The organism is Pristimantibacillus sp. Z349TD_6 (genome assembly GCF_056173205.1).
Genome location: NZ_CM149662.1, coordinates 3,130,516 through 3,146,975, shown reverse-complemented (window position 1 = coordinate 3,146,975; position 16,460 = coordinate 3,130,516). Strand labels below are relative to the sequence as shown.

Annotated in this window: 16 protein-coding genes; 4 read left to right on the top strand and 12 right to left on the bottom strand. The window is 46.8% G+C overall.

Translation table 11 applies throughout. The features are described from left to right. Nucleotides 1-9: 9 nt before the first annotated feature. Both AC0VYE_RS13395 and AC0VYE_RS13390 read right to left on the bottom strand, forming a co-directional pair. Entirely contained in the window at nucleotides 10-846 is an 837-nt protein-coding gene (locus AC0VYE_RS13395; protein WP_076270088.1) for a sugar phosphate isomerase/epimerase family protein, read from the bottom strand. A 33-nt stretch (nucleotides 847-879) separates the two neighbouring features. Continuing rightward, a complete protein-coding gene (locus tag AC0VYE_RS13390) occupies nucleotides 880-1,959 on the bottom strand; it encodes a Gfo/Idh/MocA family protein (RefSeq protein WP_475448556.1) in 1,080 nt (359 codons plus the stop codon). A 158-nt stretch (nucleotides 1,960-2,117) separates the two neighbouring features. Here AC0VYE_RS13390 and AC0VYE_RS13385 point away from each other — a divergent pair, with 158 nt between their 5' ends. Then, complete coding sequence (locus AC0VYE_RS13385) at nucleotides 2,118-2,999, top strand: helix-turn-helix domain-containing protein (RefSeq protein WP_475448554.1); 882 nt, start codon at nucleotides 2,118-2,120, stop codon at nucleotides 2,997-2,999. A 268-nt stretch (nucleotides 3,000-3,267) separates the two neighbouring features. On the opposite strand, the gene AC0VYE_RS13380 is transcribed toward AC0VYE_RS13385, so the two are convergent. Next, nucleotides 3,268-4,497 carry an MFS transporter gene (locus AC0VYE_RS13380; protein ID WP_475448552.1) on the bottom strand — a complete coding sequence of 410 codons (1,230 nt, stop codon included), beginning with the start codon at nucleotides 4,495-4,497 and terminating at the stop codon, nucleotides 3,268-3,270. Nucleotides 4,498-4,668: 171 nt separating this feature from the next. Here AC0VYE_RS13380 and AC0VYE_RS13375 point away from each other — a divergent pair, with 171 nt between their 5' ends. Beyond that, nucleotides 4,669-5,364, top strand: a complete 696-nt coding sequence (locus tag AC0VYE_RS13375) for a GntR family transcriptional regulator (protein ID WP_430061766.1) — start codon at nucleotides 4,669-4,671, stop codon at nucleotides 5,362-5,364. Nucleotides 5,365-5,465: 101 nt separating this feature from the next. On the opposite strand, the gene AC0VYE_RS13370 is transcribed toward AC0VYE_RS13375, so the two are convergent. Together AC0VYE_RS13370 and AC0VYE_RS13365 are read right to left on the bottom strand one after the other, a co-directional pair. Then, nucleotides 5,466-6,449: a Gfo/Idh/MocA family protein gene (locus AC0VYE_RS13370; protein WP_475448550.1), complete on the bottom strand. Its 984-nt coding sequence runs from the start codon at nucleotides 6,447-6,449 to the stop codon at nucleotides 5,466-5,468. Continuing rightward, the gene (locus tag AC0VYE_RS13365; RefSeq protein ID WP_475448548.1) at nucleotides 6,446-7,477 is read right to left on the bottom strand and encodes an alcohol dehydrogenase catalytic domain-containing protein; all 1,032 of its coding nucleotides are present in this window, start codon (nucleotides 7,475-7,477) and stop codon (nucleotides 6,446-6,448) included. The genes AC0VYE_RS13370 and AC0VYE_RS13365 overlap by 4 nt, the downstream gene beginning before the upstream one ends. 162 nt (nucleotides 7,478-7,639) lie before the next feature. Here AC0VYE_RS13365 and AC0VYE_RS13360 point away from each other — a divergent pair, with 162 nt between their 5' ends. Then, nucleotides 7,640-8,530, top strand: a complete 891-nt coding sequence (locus AC0VYE_RS13360; RefSeq protein ID WP_179089885.1) for a helix-turn-helix domain-containing protein — start codon at nucleotides 7,640-7,642, stop codon at nucleotides 8,528-8,530. A 54-nt stretch (nucleotides 8,531-8,584) separates the two neighbouring features. Here AC0VYE_RS13360 and AC0VYE_RS13355 read toward each other — a convergent pair whose 3' ends face one another. The 3 genes from AC0VYE_RS13355 to fabF all read right to left on the bottom strand — a co-directional run bounded on the left by AC0VYE_RS13355 (nucleotide 8,585) and on the right by fabF (nucleotide 12,061). Further along, a complete protein-coding gene (locus tag AC0VYE_RS13355) occupies nucleotides 8,585-9,415 on the bottom strand; it encodes a uroporphyrinogen-III synthase (RefSeq protein ID WP_475448546.1) in 831 nt (276 codons plus the stop codon). A gap of 96 nt (nucleotides 9,416-9,511) precedes the next feature. Beyond that, nucleotides 9,512-10,591, bottom strand: coding sequence for an AI-2E family transporter (locus AC0VYE_RS13350; protein WP_076270096.1), 1,080 nt, complete (start codon nucleotides 10,589-10,591; stop codon nucleotides 9,512-9,514). Between the two features lie 231 nt (nucleotides 10,592-10,822). After that, nucleotides 10,823-12,061: a beta-ketoacyl-ACP synthase II gene (gene fabF / locus AC0VYE_RS13345; protein WP_475448543.1), complete on the bottom strand. Its 1,239-nt coding sequence runs from the start codon at nucleotides 12,059-12,061 to the stop codon at nucleotides 10,823-10,825. Between the two features lie 127 nt (nucleotides 12,062-12,188). Here fabF and AC0VYE_RS13340 point away from each other — a divergent pair, with 127 nt between their 5' ends. Continuing rightward, nucleotides 12,189-13,031, top strand: a complete 843-nt coding sequence (locus AC0VYE_RS13340) for a helix-turn-helix transcriptional regulator (RefSeq protein ID WP_076270174.1) — start codon at nucleotides 12,189-12,191, stop codon at nucleotides 13,029-13,031. On the opposite strand, the gene AC0VYE_RS13335 is transcribed toward AC0VYE_RS13340, so the two are convergent. The 4 genes from AC0VYE_RS13335 to AC0VYE_RS13320 are packed head-to-tail and all read right to left on the bottom strand — an operon-like array spanning nucleotide 13,028 to nucleotide 16,444. Continuing rightward, nucleotides 13,028-13,633, bottom strand: a complete 606-nt coding sequence (locus tag AC0VYE_RS13335) for an ABC transporter ATP-binding protein (protein ID WP_475448542.1) — start codon at nucleotides 13,631-13,633, stop codon at nucleotides 13,028-13,030. The genes AC0VYE_RS13340 and AC0VYE_RS13335 overlap by 4 nt on opposite strands. Then, on the bottom strand, nucleotides 13,623-14,546 hold the full coding sequence (locus AC0VYE_RS13330; protein ID WP_475448540.1) for an oligopeptide/dipeptide ABC transporter ATP-binding protein: 924 nt from the start codon (nucleotides 14,544-14,546) through the stop codon (nucleotides 13,623-13,625). Before AC0VYE_RS13330 ends, AC0VYE_RS13335 begins: the two co-directional genes overlap by 11 nt. A 45-nt stretch (nucleotides 14,547-14,591) precedes the next feature. Continuing rightward, nucleotides 14,592-15,452: an ABC transporter permease gene (locus tag AC0VYE_RS13325; protein ID WP_475448538.1), complete on the bottom strand. Its 861-nt coding sequence runs from the start codon at nucleotides 15,450-15,452 to the stop codon at nucleotides 14,592-14,594. Beyond that, nucleotides 15,449-16,444, bottom strand: coding sequence for an ABC transporter permease (locus AC0VYE_RS13320; RefSeq protein WP_430061784.1), 996 nt, complete (start codon nucleotides 16,442-16,444; stop codon nucleotides 15,449-15,451). The genes AC0VYE_RS13325 and AC0VYE_RS13320 overlap by 4 nt, the downstream gene beginning before the upstream one ends. Nucleotides 16,445-16,460 lie beyond the last annotated feature (16 nt).

Here is a 16,460-nt window from a genome sequence, read left to right as displayed (position 1 = left end):
AAGTATTGCTTACAGACCAGCTGCGCCAAATACTTTATCAAAGCCTGCTTTGGAGCGCTGCGCCAGCTCTTCCGGCGATTGCGATTCCGCTTCTGAAGATAAGATTTCCTGTGACACTGCACCTTTATAGCCAATACGATTAAGGGCTTGCAGGAATCCTACTAAATCAATTACACCCTCACCTGGATATACGCGTCCGTTGTCGAGTGCTTCCTCAACCGGAACATCCGGCGCGTCATTGATATGAACATGGACGATTTGCTCTGGACGAAGCGCTTCAATATCAGCAACAGTCAGGCTGTTCGTATACCAGTGATAGGCATCAAACAACAATCCAACATTGCTCTCACCAATTGCGTCGATCCACTCCAATGTTTCCTCGAGCGTCCAAATAAATGGATTCTCCCAACGCGTCCGCAAATGATGCGGACCAACAAATTCTAGGCCAAGGCGAATGCCATAAGCGCCTAAAATTTGAGCGCAAGTACGCAATCTGCGAGTTGCAAGTGCCATGAAGCGAGCTGCTTTCAAATCTGTTGAAGGCAAAATATAGGTGCAGCAGCTTGTACAGCCTAGAGCCGCAGCCGCAGCTGCTGAGGAAGCTAGCTTCTCCAATCCTTCAAGAAAAGCTTCTTCCGTTGTTCTCCATTCTACTGGAAGACCAATAGAGCCAATTACTACGCCATTGCTTGCAAGAAGCTCACGCGCTTGCTCTACACCATAACGATTAATTAGCGACGCCGCATCCAAATCTACAGCTTGAAATCCGTACGCACCAGCGAGCTTAATTAGATGCTCATCACTTTCGATTCGACCAAGACCCGCTCCAGTTAAACCTCTCAACATACAAATTCCTCCTCATTCTACAATCAACTATGATTAATTTAGACTCCAGTCCAGCTTCACTTCATTGCCTGTGCGCGATGATTCATAAATTGCATCAAGCACAAGATTGTTCGTCAAACCAGTCAATACGGAAGTAATCGGCTGTTTACCTTCACGAATACATGCAAGGAAGTGACGGCTAAGACGAGCGCGCTCACCTTCATCATTGTCGGCTTTGCTCAAAACGCTTTCAATCGGGCGATCAAATTTTTCTGTAAGCAGCTTGCCTTCAGCACCGCGGTAGCTAGCGCCACCTTCTGAGCCCATTACATGGATAAACGGTGAATTGTCCGTATCCATATGAACAGCCCAGCTCACTTCAAGCGAGAGTGTGCTGCCGTCTTCCATTTTGATTAGCGCCGTAGCCAAGTCCTCAACATCATACGTTCCGTCCCAATCCGGTGTACCCCATGTGCCAATCCCTTTACGGTTTGGGCCAAACTCTGCATAGGTTGATCCATATACGGAAACCGGCTTTGGATTGCCCATCAAATACAGCGCAAGGTCAAGCATGTGAACGCCGATATCGATAAGCGGGCCGCCGCCTGATTGATCCATTTGTGTAAACCATGTGCCCCAGCCCGGAATGCCCTTGCGGCGAAACCAGCCTGTTTTGGCTGTATAAATTTTGCCAAGCTCACCACGGTCGATTTGCTCTTTAATTTGCATCGCAACAGATTCCCAGCGCATTTGATGAGCGACCATGACGACACGGTCTGCTGCTTCGCTTGCTCTCCATATTTGACGAGCAGCATCGCTGTTAATGCCCATCGGCTTCTCTATCAATACATGCTTGCCCGCTTCAAGAGCTTGAACGGCAAGCGGAGCATGGAATTGGTTAGGTACACCGATGATGACCGCATCGATGTCAGCTCGCTGAATCAACTCTTCATTGGAAGCCGCAACATGCTCAATCCCATATTGCTTGGCTGCTTTCTCTGCTCGCTTCAAATCCAGATCAGTAATCGCCGTAATGATACACTCTTCGCCAAGCTTAGAAAATTCTCCTGCATGGACGTTGCCAATATTTCCTGCACCGATAATACCTATTCTAATCTTATTTTCTGTAGTCAATGAAATTCCTCCTATAATTTTGAATGAACCCTTGCTCAGCAATAAGCACTCGTTTTTCGTAACGCTTGATCTCTTCATTTATGTTAGAATAAACGGGATGAGAAATCGTGCTTGTTTTTCGATAAAAGTCTCAGATTTTCGGAGGAATGCATTCATTCATGACCTACATACCTGACTATTTGAAAACGTATCCAAATATGAATACCTCTTCTCCCCTCCATATTAGCCTAAACCGTCTTTACCATGGCTTTAGGCCGCATCGCCATGATTTTTTGGAGTTCTCTTATGTTATTGACGGAAGAGGCTCTGAATCGATCAACGATGCAAAACATCAAATGCTGCCCGGCACCTTTACGTTTGTGCTTCCTTATCAGGTGCATGAACTATTTACTGAGCCCGGCAGTACGCTTGTTCTTTATAATTGTATGTTTAGCATGGACTTGCTGATGGAGCCTGGACAAGAGGAAGGTCTTATGGACCTCATCGATCAGAATACACTGCCGCCATCCGTTCAGCTTAGCGGTGCTGATAATGAACGAATGAAGCATTTAATAGAAGATATGTTCCGGGAGTATGCGGGGCAGGAGCCTTGGCGCCGAACGATGCTGCAAGTGAGATTGAAGGAAATATTAGCTTTCTTTGATCGTTATCGCCGCAATATTGCGCCGTCTGCTCCAGCCTCAAGGCTCGCTACAAAATCGAGTGCCTCGGTATGGCCGATCATTCATTATATCCATCAACATTATCAAGACGAGCTTGCGCTGTCTGACCTTGCAAGCCGCTTTTCACTGAGCATGTCTCGGATAAGTGAAGTAATTAAACAAACGACTGGGCAAACGTTCGTACATTTCCTGCATGATTTGCGCTTGCGGCATGCCTGCAGCCTGCTTGTTTCTACCGATATGAGCGTCGCTGAAATTGCGCTGGAGGTTGGTTATGGCTCATACAAAACCTTCTCTCGTATTTTCCGTGAAACCAAGGGCGTCGTTCCGAAGGATTACCGTAAAATGAAGCTTAATCAGGAGCAGCCAGGCAAGTAGCCGAAGCTAATAAACAAACAAGGGCTGCCTAGAGTAGATCAATCTACTTCTAGGACAGCCCTTGAACTGTTATGTGTTTAGTGAAAAATAGACAAAACGAGGAATAAGATAGCTAGCAATACATAAATGACAAGCGAAACAATCATTAGAGTCCGCTTATTCACAGCGTTACTCCCCTCCCAGCACCATTTAGGCTATACACCAACATTGTATGTGGGCGGGGAATACGCGGAAATTGTCCTAATGAGAAAAACAACGTCCACTCGGATTAAACGGCTGCTTTTGCTTTGCGATCCGATGGCAGCAAAATCGTCAGCATGCCGAGCAAAGGCAAATAGGAAGTACAGCGAATGACAAACTCAATACCCATGGAATCTGCCAAATTGCCGAGTACCGCCGAACCAATGCCCCCGAGACCAAACGCCATTCCGAAAAATACACCTGATACGAGGCCAACCCGCCCAGGCAGCAATTCGTTCGCATAAACTAAAATAACGGAAAACGCCGAAGCCAAAATTAAACCGGCAAAAAAGATTAAAATAACGGAAAATGTTAAATTAGCATAAGGAAGCAGCAGCGCAAATGGTGCAGTTCCTAGGATCGAGAACCAAATCAAGCTGCGACGGCTGAATTTATCTGCAAGTACCCCGCCGAGCAGCAAGCCGATAACATTCGCTGCAAGAAAGACAAACAATACGATTTGAGCATGACTGACGGATAGTCCAAAATGCTCGATGGCATAAAACGAGTAATAGCTGCTGATCGCAGAAATATAGACGTTTTTGGAAAACACAAGAATCATTAAAATCGTGATAGCAAATACAACTTTACCGGTGGAAACATTAAGTTTGGAGACCGGCTTTGCCGCTTGCTTCGTGCTCTTGCTTGGCTCAAGTGCGAGCTGCTTGCCGTACCATTTCGCTACATTAAATTGAATGACAATCCCGATAGTTACGACCAGAGCAAACCAGATCACACCGCGCTGGCCTGTGTGCACGAATAGAACAGCTGTCATAATTGGTGCAAGCGATTGTCCAATATTTCCGCCAAATTGAAAGATCGACTGCCCTGTCCCTTTTTTCGTCCCAGCAGCCAAATAGGAAACCCGCGCAGAAGCAGGATGGAAAACGGCTGAGCCAATTCCAATTAACATAACTGCGACCATAACCATCCAAAAATGCGAAGCATACGAAAGAGCAGCAACGCCCCCCATTGTGAACAGCATGCCAATAGGCAGCAGCATCGGCTTCGGATGTGAATCAGATAAAATGCCGACAACAGGCTGAAGCAGCGCTGCAGTTAAATTAATCATCAAAGAGATCAATCCAATTTGAGCAAAGCTCAGTGAAAGCGAGTCTTTCAAAATAGGAAATAATGCCGGTACGACCGATTGAATCGTGTCATTAATCAAATGCACGAAGCTAATGGCAAACAACAATGGGTATATCGTTTTTAAAGCGGACGGTGATGTTGCGATTGAAGCTTGAGTACTAGACATACAGTTTTCTCCTTACTCCAAATAGAATGTAATATGTAATATATCGCATATTATATTTCCTTAAGCAAATAAAAGCAATAAATTCCTTTTTAAAATTTTTGGCATTTGCTTCAATGAATGAACCTGCGATATATTATATATTGTCGAAACTGTTATCCTATCACTTTCATAATGAAACCAAAAAATAAAGGAGGATCCCCTCTGCCTATTCCAACTGATTATTCAACACCCGTCAGACTATCCGCCAAGGAGCGTACCTTAAGCCAGCTGCAAAAATGGATTATCGACGGCACGCTTCAGCCCGGAGAGAAGCTTAACGATTCAGAGCTTGCCGAGGCACTTGGCGTCAGCCGCACACCGATTAGGGAAGCCTTTCAGTTGCTTGAGGTTCAAGGACTCATTCAAATGTTTCCTGGCAAAGAGACGCGAGTCACGACGCTAGCCAAGGAAGATATCCTTAAGCTGTATGCACCCCTTACAGCCCTTCAAGCATTAGCAGCTGAGCTTGCTGCCGACAATATTCAACCAGAGCATATTGAACAGCTGCGTGCTATTAATGCCAGCTTTAATGAAAAAGTTAGTGAAGAGCAGCTCTATGAAGCGATGGAATATGATGAAGAGTTCCATGAAACGATACTGCAAATTGCCAATAATCAGCATATACTCACCTTCTGCTCCTCGCTTCAATTACATATAAGAAGATACAAATATATTTTCTTCAAACGGCCGAGCTGGGAGACCCATACTGCTGCAGCGGATCATGAGTACATCATCCAAGCGCTTGAAGCACGTAATGGTGAAGAAGCCTCACGTTTGATGAAGCTTAATTTAAATAGGCCTCTTGAGCATCTGGACAAAATTCTTTGAGCGATCCGTACCACATCTGATTATAACCAAAAAAGTGATTAAGCTGACCAGTAAGTCGCTTAATCACTTTTTTAGTTAAACCGATCCTTCCATAGCGTGCTCTACGTCTGAATCCGTTGCCCCGTCTGGAATGATTCAATCGCTGCATGGGCTAGCTGAAGCGCTCTGCGCCCCGCCGCAGCGTGAATAGGCGGTGCTTCACCCGCACGAAATGCACCGAGCAAATGGTCAAAATGTTTGTCGAATGTAAGGTGGAATTCTCGCTCCTTATCATTGAAGTAACCCGCCTGCCACACTTCGGCTGTTTCGCTGCCCGAGCGTTGAAACGTAAATTTCTTCACTGTATCTTCAATGGTCACTCTGCCCTTTAAGCCATTAAGCTCCATCGCATGAGTCTGTGCGTATGCATACGAGGAGTCATAAGATCCGAGCAGTGTTCCTACTGCGCCGGATTTAAATTGCAGAGCTAATGCCATGGTAGAGAAACCGTTTCCGGTTTTATCTGTCATTTGTGCCATCACCGATGCAATCGGGCCGCATAAATGCTCAAGCATATCAAATCCGTGGCACTGGGTTTCTATTAAGTTGCCGTGCGGATGATCACTTGTTCCTTCACCGCCAAATCGCCAAGAAGCGAATATAAGCTCTCCCAACCGTCCCGTATCCATCGCATCTTTAGCCTTCTGAACAGCTGTCGCATAGCGGTGATTAAAATTAATCGCAAAAAACAGCTCCCGCTTCGCTGCTTCCGCAAGCAATAAATCAGCTTCCCCTAGATCAAATACGAGCGGCTTTTCCACCAATAATGGAACACCTGCTTGAATAACCTGCAAGGTCGCATCAAAATGCCCTTGATTCGGCAAGCATAAGCTGACGAGGTCAGGCCGTTCCGTCTCCAGCATCTCCGCGATGCTCGTATAAGCATTTGTCCCAAACTCATCTGCTCTTGCCCTTGTTCGGTCAGCATCTCGTCCAACAACGGCACAAAAATCAACATCCTTACGCGCATTAAAAATACGAGCATGGTGGTATCCCCAGCCGCCAGCCCCGATTAAGGCAACCTTCACTCGCCCCTCACTGCTCATTGCTCAATGACCACCTTTCCCGTATCCCCTTTGAAAAACAACTCAAATGCTTCTTGCATCGATTGTGGTCCAAAACGGTGCGTGATGATTTGACTTAAGTATGGGAGGTGTTCACCCATCAAACGATGATTAGCCTCTAGCTCGCTAAACGGAAAATACTCACTGCCAAGCACGGCTCTCTCTGTTGCTATCAAATCGGAGGATACTTGCAAATTTAGCTGCTCGCCATGACCAATGCATACGAGTACACCGCGATGATTCAGTGCATGCAAAGCTGCTTCGCGAGCTGTTGTTCTACCGCTCGTATCGAATGCTGCATCTATACGGTCCAAGCCTGCGGCTGCCAATCCTGCTTCAAGTGTTGTTTCCCCCAAATGGATCGGAATAGCACCCATTTTCTGTGCCAGTTCTAAACGGTAAGGTGTAAAATCCATAATGAATACAGGCAGCTCTTTGCCCAGCAGCAGCTTCGCCATCGCCAGCACCGCTAGACCAATCGGACCTGCACCGGCAATAAGGATGGATTCGATGTCGCCATGCACAAGCTGCGCTCTGCGAATCGCATGACCGCCTGTCCCCATGATATCAAGCAATATCGTTGCTTCTGTGAGCGGAAGGGCAGCATCCACAGCAAAAAACACATTTTCGTTCACGACCATATAAGGTCCGTAACCGCCATCATGTGAGAAGCCATAATCTGCACGCTTGCTTAAGCATTGGTTCGTGTACCCTCGCTTGCAGCTGCGGCATTGCCCGCAAAAATCCATTAAAAACACAACGCCATGTGTACCTACATCCGTTTTTGTATTTGTGCCTGCTGCGACAACGATGCCTGCCGCCTCATGACCAGGCGTTGCTTCGGAACCGTTGTAGAACTGTCCACGCTCTGATCCGCATAAAGCGTTTGCTTTGACCTGGAGCAGCAGCTGGCCTGGTCCAGGGATAGGCACCGGTTTCTCGATATAGTCAATTTTCCCATTTCCCAAAAATCTTGGTGCAGTCATCACGTCAGGTATCATTAAGCTCATTCGTATACCCCTCCATTTTCATGTCATTATCCTCGATAGTTTCTATTGCTTACCTCTATAATAAAGCTAATAATAAAGGTAATCATGTAAAAAACATTGAAATAACTTGTCAAAAACAATGATAATGATCGCACTAATCATATGAAATGGAGGCAATTAGGATTGAATGCGCAGCTGCATAACTGGAATGACCATCCCGTCCTGCCGTTTATACGGCTTTGCTATCGCTTTAAAGAAACCTCATTTTTTCAAGGTGAACGGCGTCTGCTCGATTATTTGTTTTTATATATGGAAGAAGGCCGTTATTTGCTTACGGTTGAGGGGGTTGAATATGAGCTGCTACCTGGCGACTTTGCACTTATTCAGCCTGGAACGCTCTTCACAACAAGAGGATATGGGAGCTGCGTAGTACCAAACACTCATCTTGATTTCTTTTATAATCCGAACCGAGAAAGAAGCTTTGTAACGACGCCTGGTCAGACGAACTTGGAGCCGTATTCGGATTTGAAGCAGCCGCAGTTAAACGAATTTCCAAACCTGCAGCTGCCCGTCAAGCTGAAGCCGCGACATCCGGAATCGTTCAAAAAGCTGCTGAACCAAATGATTGAGCATTTTAGCCATAACGACATACAAAACGTGCTTCATGCTCAAAAGCTGGCAATGGAGCTCCTCCTTCTATTAATCGGCGACTTTGAGACGACAGGCTCTTTGGCATTCGAGGATCAGCAGTTCGTAACGAAGATGAAAGCCTTTATTTCCTTTCATCTATCTGGAACAATCACGGTAGAGTCGATGGCGAAACATGCGGGTTATTCCGAATCCCATTTCAACGTTATTTTTCATCACTATTTTGGAGCAACGCCCCATCAGTTTCTCGTTCATTTACGTTTGGAGAAAGCAAGCGAGCTGTTAGCCACAACCGGACTTAAGCTCGATTTAATTGCAGAGTATTGCGGATTCGCCAACGCCTCGCATTTCTCGAAAGCGTTCAAGAAAAGTTATGGCCTATCACCAAGACATTTCAGAAATGCGCAAGAAAAACCCTTTTCATAAAATAAAGGCAGTCTAAAACACGATTACGTGTCTAAGACTGCCTCTTCATAATATTTATACTTCCTTGCCTTCAGTACGCTCATAATAACGTCCAATTTCAATGACTAATGCGCCCATTCGCTCTAGCTCTGGAACGATGATTCTTTCCACGCCGTACTCCTTCAAAGCTGCAGCCGTTACTTTACCGACTGCGGCAGCCACGATGTGCTGATTAAAGATGTTCAACAAAAGCTCCTTGCGGCCCGATTCGATTGCATGCTTGAACAAATAGTGCACCTGCACCGCAGTCGTGAAGCAGACCGTATCGACTGTGCCGGCAGAAAGCTCACTAAGCAGCAGCTCGACTGTAGCAGCATCCGGCGGAACATGCTTATAGGGCAGCACCGCTTCTACTTGCGAGGCACCCTTATTTTCGAGAAAACGTACTAGTTTTGGAGCTGGCTCACCATGAAGCTGTATCCACACCCTTTGCCCTTCAAAATCAAAGGCTTCAAGGTTTTCTATGAGTCCATCCATCGTCCCATCATCCGTGCTAACGATCGCTTTCAGGTCTGAACGTTTAAGAAATGCAGACGTTTTGTAGCCTCTTGTCGCGATTTTCGCCTCTGCCAGTCTACCAAGCACCGCTTGTTTAATGCCGATGCTGTCGGCTGTGTTGACGATCTGATCCGATCCCATGCCAGTGGTCAAAATAACCCAATCCGCGCCCTGCTCAGCGAAGTTTCGCAATGGCTCTTCCAACAGCGCCTCATCAAACATCGTCAAGCCTTGAAGCGAACGAACAATTGGAACGCCGCCCTGTTTTTCAATAACCATGCACATCTCATCCGTTTTCCGAGATCCAGCAATTACGATTTGTTTCCCTTGCAATGCGTTTATCCCCATCGTTATCAAGCCACCGTACTTTCGGTAAATTTGCCTTAGCCGACGTCATTATAACAGATGATGCCATAATACGCACCCATTATGTGACAATCTCAGTTAAGCATTTTCCCATTTCTGCTTGAAGAACAGCTCATAAACTTTGCTATAAACAATTTTCAAAATCATATACACCGGAATAATAAGTAGTATGCCTAAAATTCCTGCAATATCTCCGCCCATGAGCACCAAAATGATCGTCGTCATCGGATGAATATCAAGCTGCTTTCCAAAAACATAAGGCGAAATAAGATTATCCTGAATTTGCTGCGCTACTGTAATAATGACAATAGACCAGATCGCGATTGACGGCGCTTCAATGAAGCCAATGATGACAATCGGGATAGAAGATAAAAAAGATCCGATAAACGGAATAAAGTTCAAGATGACGGCCACTACGGTCAGCAGCATCGCATAAGGCAAATCAATAATTAGAAAACCTACATACATGAGAACGCCTAGTGCTACATTAACGATAACTCTGCCAACGATAAAGCTGCTGAGCATATGATCGATATCGTCCATGACCTCTTTACCGTGGATACGGAACCTTTTGGGTATAAAGCTTACAATTTGTTCACCAAACTTCCCGCCTTCCTTCAGCATATAGAACAGGAGAATCGGGAACGTTATGAGCACAATCGCGAAATTTGAGAAAAAAGAAAAAAGCCCGGTCAAATATTCTGTAAATACCGTAAAGCCTTTGTTCAAATACTCCGTAAGCTTAGATAACAGATTCGAATCCTGCGGCAAAAAGGACGATAAAAACCCATTATGCTCAAGCTCTGCAACTTGCTCGCTTAAAGTAGTAAACAAAGCGGGGGCATTTTCGACCAAATTATTGAGCTGCGTACGCAAGGAAGGCCATACCAAGATGCTGAAGCCAACCATCATAATGGCGAAAATCAAATAAATAAGCAAAATTGCGAGCGTACGATTAACCTTATGCCGCTCCATCACATTGACGAGCGGGCGCAGCAAGTAATAGAAAAAGCCTGCCAGCATAAGCGGAACGATAATCATACTGAATAAGGAAAGCACAGGTTTAAATATAAATGAAACGCGCGACCCCAAATAAATAATAATTAATATCAAAATAATCGTGAAACACCATCTAAAAAATCGATTATGTCTGGCCATACCTGCACCTTCTTCTCTTTTTAACTGATCTTGTCATCCATAGGTTACATAACCTTTACCCTTCCTCTCATGAATTGAATCGTTTGGAGTACTGGTCATTTCTCCCTTCTGCCCGCAATAATGCTCGGATTTATAACAAAATAAAAAAAGCTGGGTCAACGGCAGTAATCCGCCGACCCAGCTTCTTGCTTTATTTTTGGAAATAAGAAAATTCACGTTATTACATCATGTTCAAGCCTGAAATTTCTTCAAAATAATTACGGCATTATGACCGCCGAAGCCAAAGGAATTGGACATCGCTATATTAATCTCAGCTTCGCGCGCAATGTTCGGCACATAATCGAGATCACAAATTGGATCTGGTTGTTCTTGATTGATCGTTGGCGGGATTATCCCCTCCTGCATGCTCTTCACGAGTGCGATAGCCTCTACTCCGCCAGCTGCACCAAGCATATGACCTGTCATCGATTTGTTAGCTGTCACCGGAATTTGATACGCGAGGTCACCAAACAGCTTCTTAATGGCTGCCGTTTCGGAACGGTCGCCGATTTCCGTACTGGTGGCATGTGCGCTTATTAAATCAATTTGATTAGGCTCCAAGCCAGCTTCTCGCAGCGCATGCTTCATCGCCTGATATGCACCGATTCCCTCGGGATGAGTTGCGACCATATGATACGCATCCGAGCTGGCGCCATAGCCGATAACCTCCGCATGAATGCGGGCTCCTCTTTGCTGTGCATGTGACAGTGATTCGAGTATGAGAATGCCAGCTCCTTCGGCCATAACAAAGCCGTCGCGCCCTGCATCAAAGGGTCTGCTTGCCGAAGCTGGCGCTTCGTTCCGCGTTGATACCGATGTTGCATTGCCGAAGCTCGCGAGTGAAATATCCGTAACTGCCGCTTCCGTTCCTCCTGCAATAACGACATCTGCGCTGCCTGATCGAATAAGCCGCCAAGCCTCACCAATTGCCGTATTCCCGATCGAGCATGCGGTAACTGGCGCCATCGACGGCCCCTGCGTGCCGAACCGAATACTGATCATCGCCGCTGCCATATTCGCAATCATCATCGGAACAAGCGTTGGACTAACACGATCTGGCCCTCGATCATGCAGCACTTCAGCTTGGTCAAGCAGCGTCTGTATGCCGCCGATGCCAGAACCTACATAAACGCCAACACGTTCCCGATCTGTCTCTTCAACCTTAAGCGCTGCATCCTCCAGCGCTTGTTCAGCAGCTGCTATCGCAAACTGGCTAAACCGATCCATTCGACGAACTTCTTTTTTCCCAAATAAAGCTTCTCCATCAAAATCTCTTACGACACCTGCAATTTTCGATTTATGTTTGCTTACATCAAATGTATCAATCGTGGAAATACCAGATTGCCCATGCACCAATCCATCCCAAAAACGCTCCACGCTGTTCCCTAGCGGCGAGATGACACCCATCCCCGTAATGACGACACGTTCCATCTTATTTCCTCCTTCGCAAAATCCTTTATGGATAGTAGTTTGTCATACTCTTTATCCTATTACAAGTTGTTGTTTATTATAGTATAATGAGTACTACTATAAAGAGAGTACGGAGATGGAAACCATGATTAATCGAGAGACGAGATTACAAGCATTATCATCCTTTCTAAAATCAAAGCGTGCCAAAATCATGCCGGAGGACGTTGGTTTCCCTATCGGAACACGGCGGAGAACACCTGGTTTACGACGTGAGGAGGTCGCTCAGCTTGCTGGCGTCAGCACAACTTGGTATACCTGGCTAGAACAAGGCAGAGATATTCAAGTATCGGCGTCTGTTCTGGATTGTGTTGCGGCGGCTCTGCAGTTAAATGACGATGAACGGGAATACTTGTACGCCCTCGCCCTCGGTTCCGGTTATAGCGCGCTGCCTATTAATGAGGAGCAGACAGAAATTACACCCTCTTTAAAAAGAATTTTAAAGGAGCTGCGCTTCTGTCCAACTATTATATCGGATCGGCGCTGCCAAATCGTCGGTTGGAACGAGGCCGCCTCGCATGTGTTTATGGACTTTGACCAAATTCCAGCTGAACAGCGAAATATGATTGAGTTATTGTTCACAAGGAAAGAATTCCGCAGGCTAGCGGGAAATTGGGAGCATTTTGTAGGAGGATTTCTAGCTATCTTTCGTGCCTATTACGGTCAATATGTGCAGGATGATTGGTATGAGCGGTTTATTGATGAAATGAAGCGAAGCCATCCGGAGTTTCAATATCTTTGGGAGCAAAGCCAGGTCAGCTCTGCTCCAGATGTATTGCTGGAATTTCGACATGCACGAGTCGGAAAGATGTTGTATCATCTGACCTCATTTCAAGTAAAGGGAAATACCGATCTTCGGTGCAGCGTCTATACGCCCGCACCTGAAACATCAACCGAAGCTAAACTGCGCAGACTAATGGGCGGACAAGATTAGCATTCGCTTGGAAATGAAATGGTTCGATTGCAAATTTTGTTTACAAGCGCATGATCATGACTAATGATAAGCAAGCCCATTTGACGAGCACAGACAATTTCAAGCATCTTATGCCATATTTGCGCCTGCGTAATTGCATCTAGCATAGTCGTCATTTCATCTGCGATGAGAAATTTGGTATCTGGTCCGAGAGCTCTCGCAATACAGCAGCGCTGGAGCTCTCCGCCTGACAGCTCATTTGGATAACGACGCAGCCACTGCTCCTTAATGCCTAACGCTTCAAGCAGCGCAGCATCCGGGGACCAACCTTCATTCATTGTTTTTGCCATCCGCCATCTTGGATTAACCGCGCGCTCTGGATGCTGAAAAATCATTTGGACAGGATCAGAGCCTATATTACTTTTGCTCCGTCCATCAACCGACACCTCTCCTGCAATAGGGTTCAAATAACCAGCCAATAACCGGCCTAACGACGTTTTTCCGCTGCCGCTAGGTCCAATAAGGCCGACGACCTCTCCTGACTGTATCGAAATGTTAAAATCTTCAAACAACCAAGGACCGTCCGCATAACGCCAGCCGAGATTCCTTCCATCAAGTCGCATGAATACACCTCACCATTCCACTCCGAAGGCTGCGAGCCGCCGGCCTGCTGTCAACACATCGTTCTGTAGCCAAGCTGCAGCGTTCAGCAAAGAGACAGCCTGAAATCGTAGAACTCCTTGCAGGCTGCGTCCCGGCCAGCGGTTCGAAACCATTTTGAGGAAGCGCACGCCACAAGGCGCGGCTGTATGGATGCCTAAGCTGCTCACCATTTCCGTGGAAATCTTTGGCCGAAGCGACCTCAACAGCGGTTCCCGCATAAAATATAGCGACCTTATCTGCAATTCGTAGAGCTGCTTCAATGTCATGTGTAATAAACAACACGGCACAGCCGCCTTCAGCGAGCTGCTTGAAGTGACCGAGCGCCTCTGCAACATCATCCGGATGCATGCCTGGCGTAGGCTCATCTGCGATGATCAGCCTTGTTCTTTCCAGCGCTGCCGTAGAGACAAGCACTTTACGAGCCATGCCTCCTGAGAGCTGAAATGGAAACAGCCTCTCCACATGTGCTCCAAGCTGAAGCCGCGCAAATAACCCTCTCCGTTCCTGAAGCTGCTCAGCGCCATCTTCGCGCGTGCGCAGCTGATTGCCTACTCGCATTAACGGATTAAGGAAGCTTACCGATTGCGGTACTAAGGCAATTTCCTTACCGCGGTAACGCTTAAGCTTAGCTTCATTCAGCACTTCTCCGCCGTATGAGATGCTTCCGGACATCACAACATTTTTAGGCAAAATGCCCATAATCGCATGAGCGAGCAAGCTTTTTCCCGATCCGCTCGCTCCAACGACGGCTACGATTTCACCTTCATTTATCGCGAAATCCAGCTCATCGATAATCGAAACCTGTTCCTGCGAGCTGCCTTTCACATAGTGCATAAAGGAAATGGATAGTTTATTCACCTCCAGCAGTGGCATATGGGCACCTCCCTTCATATTGAGCAATATCGCCTTCCATTAGCGTCATAACTGAGCATTTCGCGGGTCAATGAGCAGCCGCAAATGGTTGCCCAGCTTATCAAACGCGCGTACAGTCAGCAGCAATCCGAGTCCCGGAAATACCGCAAGCCACCACATTCCTGTCGATAAGTAACGCATGGATTCAGAAAGTATAATTCCTATTGCGGGCTGATGCGGTGACATGCCAAGGCCTAGGAAGGTTATCGCCGCTTCATGCAGCACAGCATGTGGGAACAACAGCAGAAAACCAACCAACAATTGCGGAAATAAATGCGGTGCTAAGTGCCTTGCAGCAACGGACAAACGTGATCTTCCGAGCTTCCTCGCAACTAGCACATATTCCGCTGACATGAGCTGCATCGCCTCCGCACGAATCACTCGAGCAAGGCTTGGCCAATGCGTCAGCATGATGCCGATGGCTACCCCTTTAAGGCCGCCCCCGCAAACAAAAGCAATCAATATAAGCAACACGAGATGAGGTACGCTTAGAAAAATATCAATAAGCCAGGAAATAATGCGATCAGTCGTCTTCCCAAGCGTTGCCGCCATCAATCCCATCATCGCTGCAATAAGTACGCTGGAAATCGAACCGAGCAGCCCAACTTGAATGCTAAGTGCCAGTCCCTTCACAGTGCGGGAAAGCATATCCCTCCCCAGCCAATCGGTTCCGAACAAATGAGCTAGCGACGGAGGCAAGTTCCGATTATTCAGCTGAACTGAAAGTCCCGATGAATCAAGAAGCCAGCTGCCTATGCCGATGCTTGCAAGCAGAAGCGCTGCGCCTATTGCCGATATAAGCATTCGTCGCCGTTCGTTTGAACGCTTCCGAGCAGCTGGTTTCTGAAGAATTGTCAGCTGATTCATCCTTGCGCCTCCTTCCCGTACCTCAGCCTTGGATCAACCATACGGTAAAAATAATCAGCTATTGCATTGCCTGTGAATACAAAAATTGTACTGCATAAGACAAGCCCCATAAGCAGCGGCACATCACCGCGAAGACCCGCTTCTACCGTCGCTTGACCGAGTCCCGGATAAGAAAACACCTGCTCTGCAAGAACGGCTCCACCGAATAATTCTCCAAATGAAGCAAACTGCAGCGTAATCGCAGGCAATGCAATGTTGCGAAGACCATGTCTAAGAAACAAACTCACACCATATTCACCTCGAGCTCTGGCAAACAAATAATAATCGCTTTCCATCACATCAATCAGCTTCTGGCGTGTATGGAGTGCAATCGGTGCGATGCCCACGACACTCAGAGTAATACCTGGCAAAATCATATGACGAATATAATCGGCAGCCGTTACGCTCCCTGCCAATACCCCAGCAGGAACACCGAGCCCTACTGGCAGCCAGCCGAGCCATACGGCAAATACCATCATAAGCAGCAGGCCGATCCAAAAGGCAGGCGTCGAAGCCAGTGTATAACAATAGCTTTTGATCAACCGATCCAACCACGAATCCTTCTTTATCGCTGCGGCCACGCCAGCGGCAAATCCAATAATGCCTGACAGCGTCCATGCGAACGCCATGAGCAGTACCGAGTGCAAGAAACGATCCGCAATCACCTTCGTTACAGCCTCTCTGTATATCATTGAGGTGCCCATATCACCTTGCAGCAGAGCAGACGCCCATTTTATAAATCGTTCAGCGAATGGTCGGTCAAGTCCCCAATAAGCAGCAATCTGCTCCCTTTGCTCTGCGCCGACACGCATGACATCTGCTCCGATATACGATTGCACGGGATCAATTGGCGATAAAGCAACGAGCGCAAAAGTAATGATGCTGACCGATGCAAGCAGCGCAATTAATCGGATAAACTTTTTCCCTACAAATACTGCAACTCCCTGTAGCATGCCGACAACCTCTCCC

Bases quoted from the DNA above. Each gene is read 5' to 3' on its own strand.
- AC0VYE_RS13395 (WP_076270088.1), bottom strand. From the start codon at position 846: ATGTTGAGAGGTTTAACTGGAGCGGGTCTTGGTCGAATCGAAAGTGAT.
- AC0VYE_RS13385 (WP_475448554.1), top strand. From the start codon at position 2,118: ATGACCTACATACCTGACTATTTGAAAACGTATCCAAATATGAATACC.
- AC0VYE_RS13380 (WP_475448552.1), bottom strand. From the start codon at position 4,497: ATGTCTAGTACTCAAGCTTCAATCGCAACATCACCGTCCGCTTTAAAA.
- AC0VYE_RS13375 (WP_430061766.1), top strand. From the start codon at position 4,669: ATGAAACCAAAAAATAAAGGAGGATCCCCTCTGCCTATTCCAACTGAT.
- AC0VYE_RS13370 (WP_475448550.1), bottom strand. From the start codon at position 6,449: ATGAGCAGTGAGGGGCGAGTGAAGGTTGCCTTAATCGGGGCTGGCGGC.
- AC0VYE_RS13365 (WP_475448548.1), bottom strand. From the start codon at position 7,477: ATGAGCTTAATGATACCTGACGTGATGACTGCACCAAGATTTTTGGGA.
- AC0VYE_RS13355 (WP_475448546.1), bottom strand. From the start codon at position 9,415: ATGGGGATAAACGCATTGCAAGGGAAACAAATCGTAATTGCTGGATCT.
- AC0VYE_RS13350 (WP_076270096.1), bottom strand. From the start codon at position 10,591: ATGGCCAGACATAATCGATTTTTTAGATGGTGTTTCACGATTATTTTG.
- fabF (WP_475448543.1), bottom strand. From the start codon at position 12,061: ATGGAACGTGTCGTCATTACGGGGATGGGTGTCATCTCGCCGCTAGGG.
- AC0VYE_RS13335 (WP_475448542.1), bottom strand. From the start codon at position 13,633: ATGCGACTTGATGGAAGGAATCTCGGCTGGCGTTATGCGGACGGTCCT.
- AC0VYE_RS13330 (WP_475448540.1), bottom strand. From the start codon at position 14,546: ATGCCACTGCTGGAGGTGAATAAACTATCCATTTCCTTTATGCACTAT.
- AC0VYE_RS13325 (WP_475448538.1), bottom strand. From the start codon at position 15,452: ATGAATCAGCTGACAATTCTTCAGAAACCAGCTGCTCGGAAGCGTTCA.
- AC0VYE_RS13320 (WP_430061784.1), bottom strand. From the start codon at position 16,444: ATGCTACAGGGAGTTGCAGTATTTGTAGGGAAAAAGTTTATCCGATTA.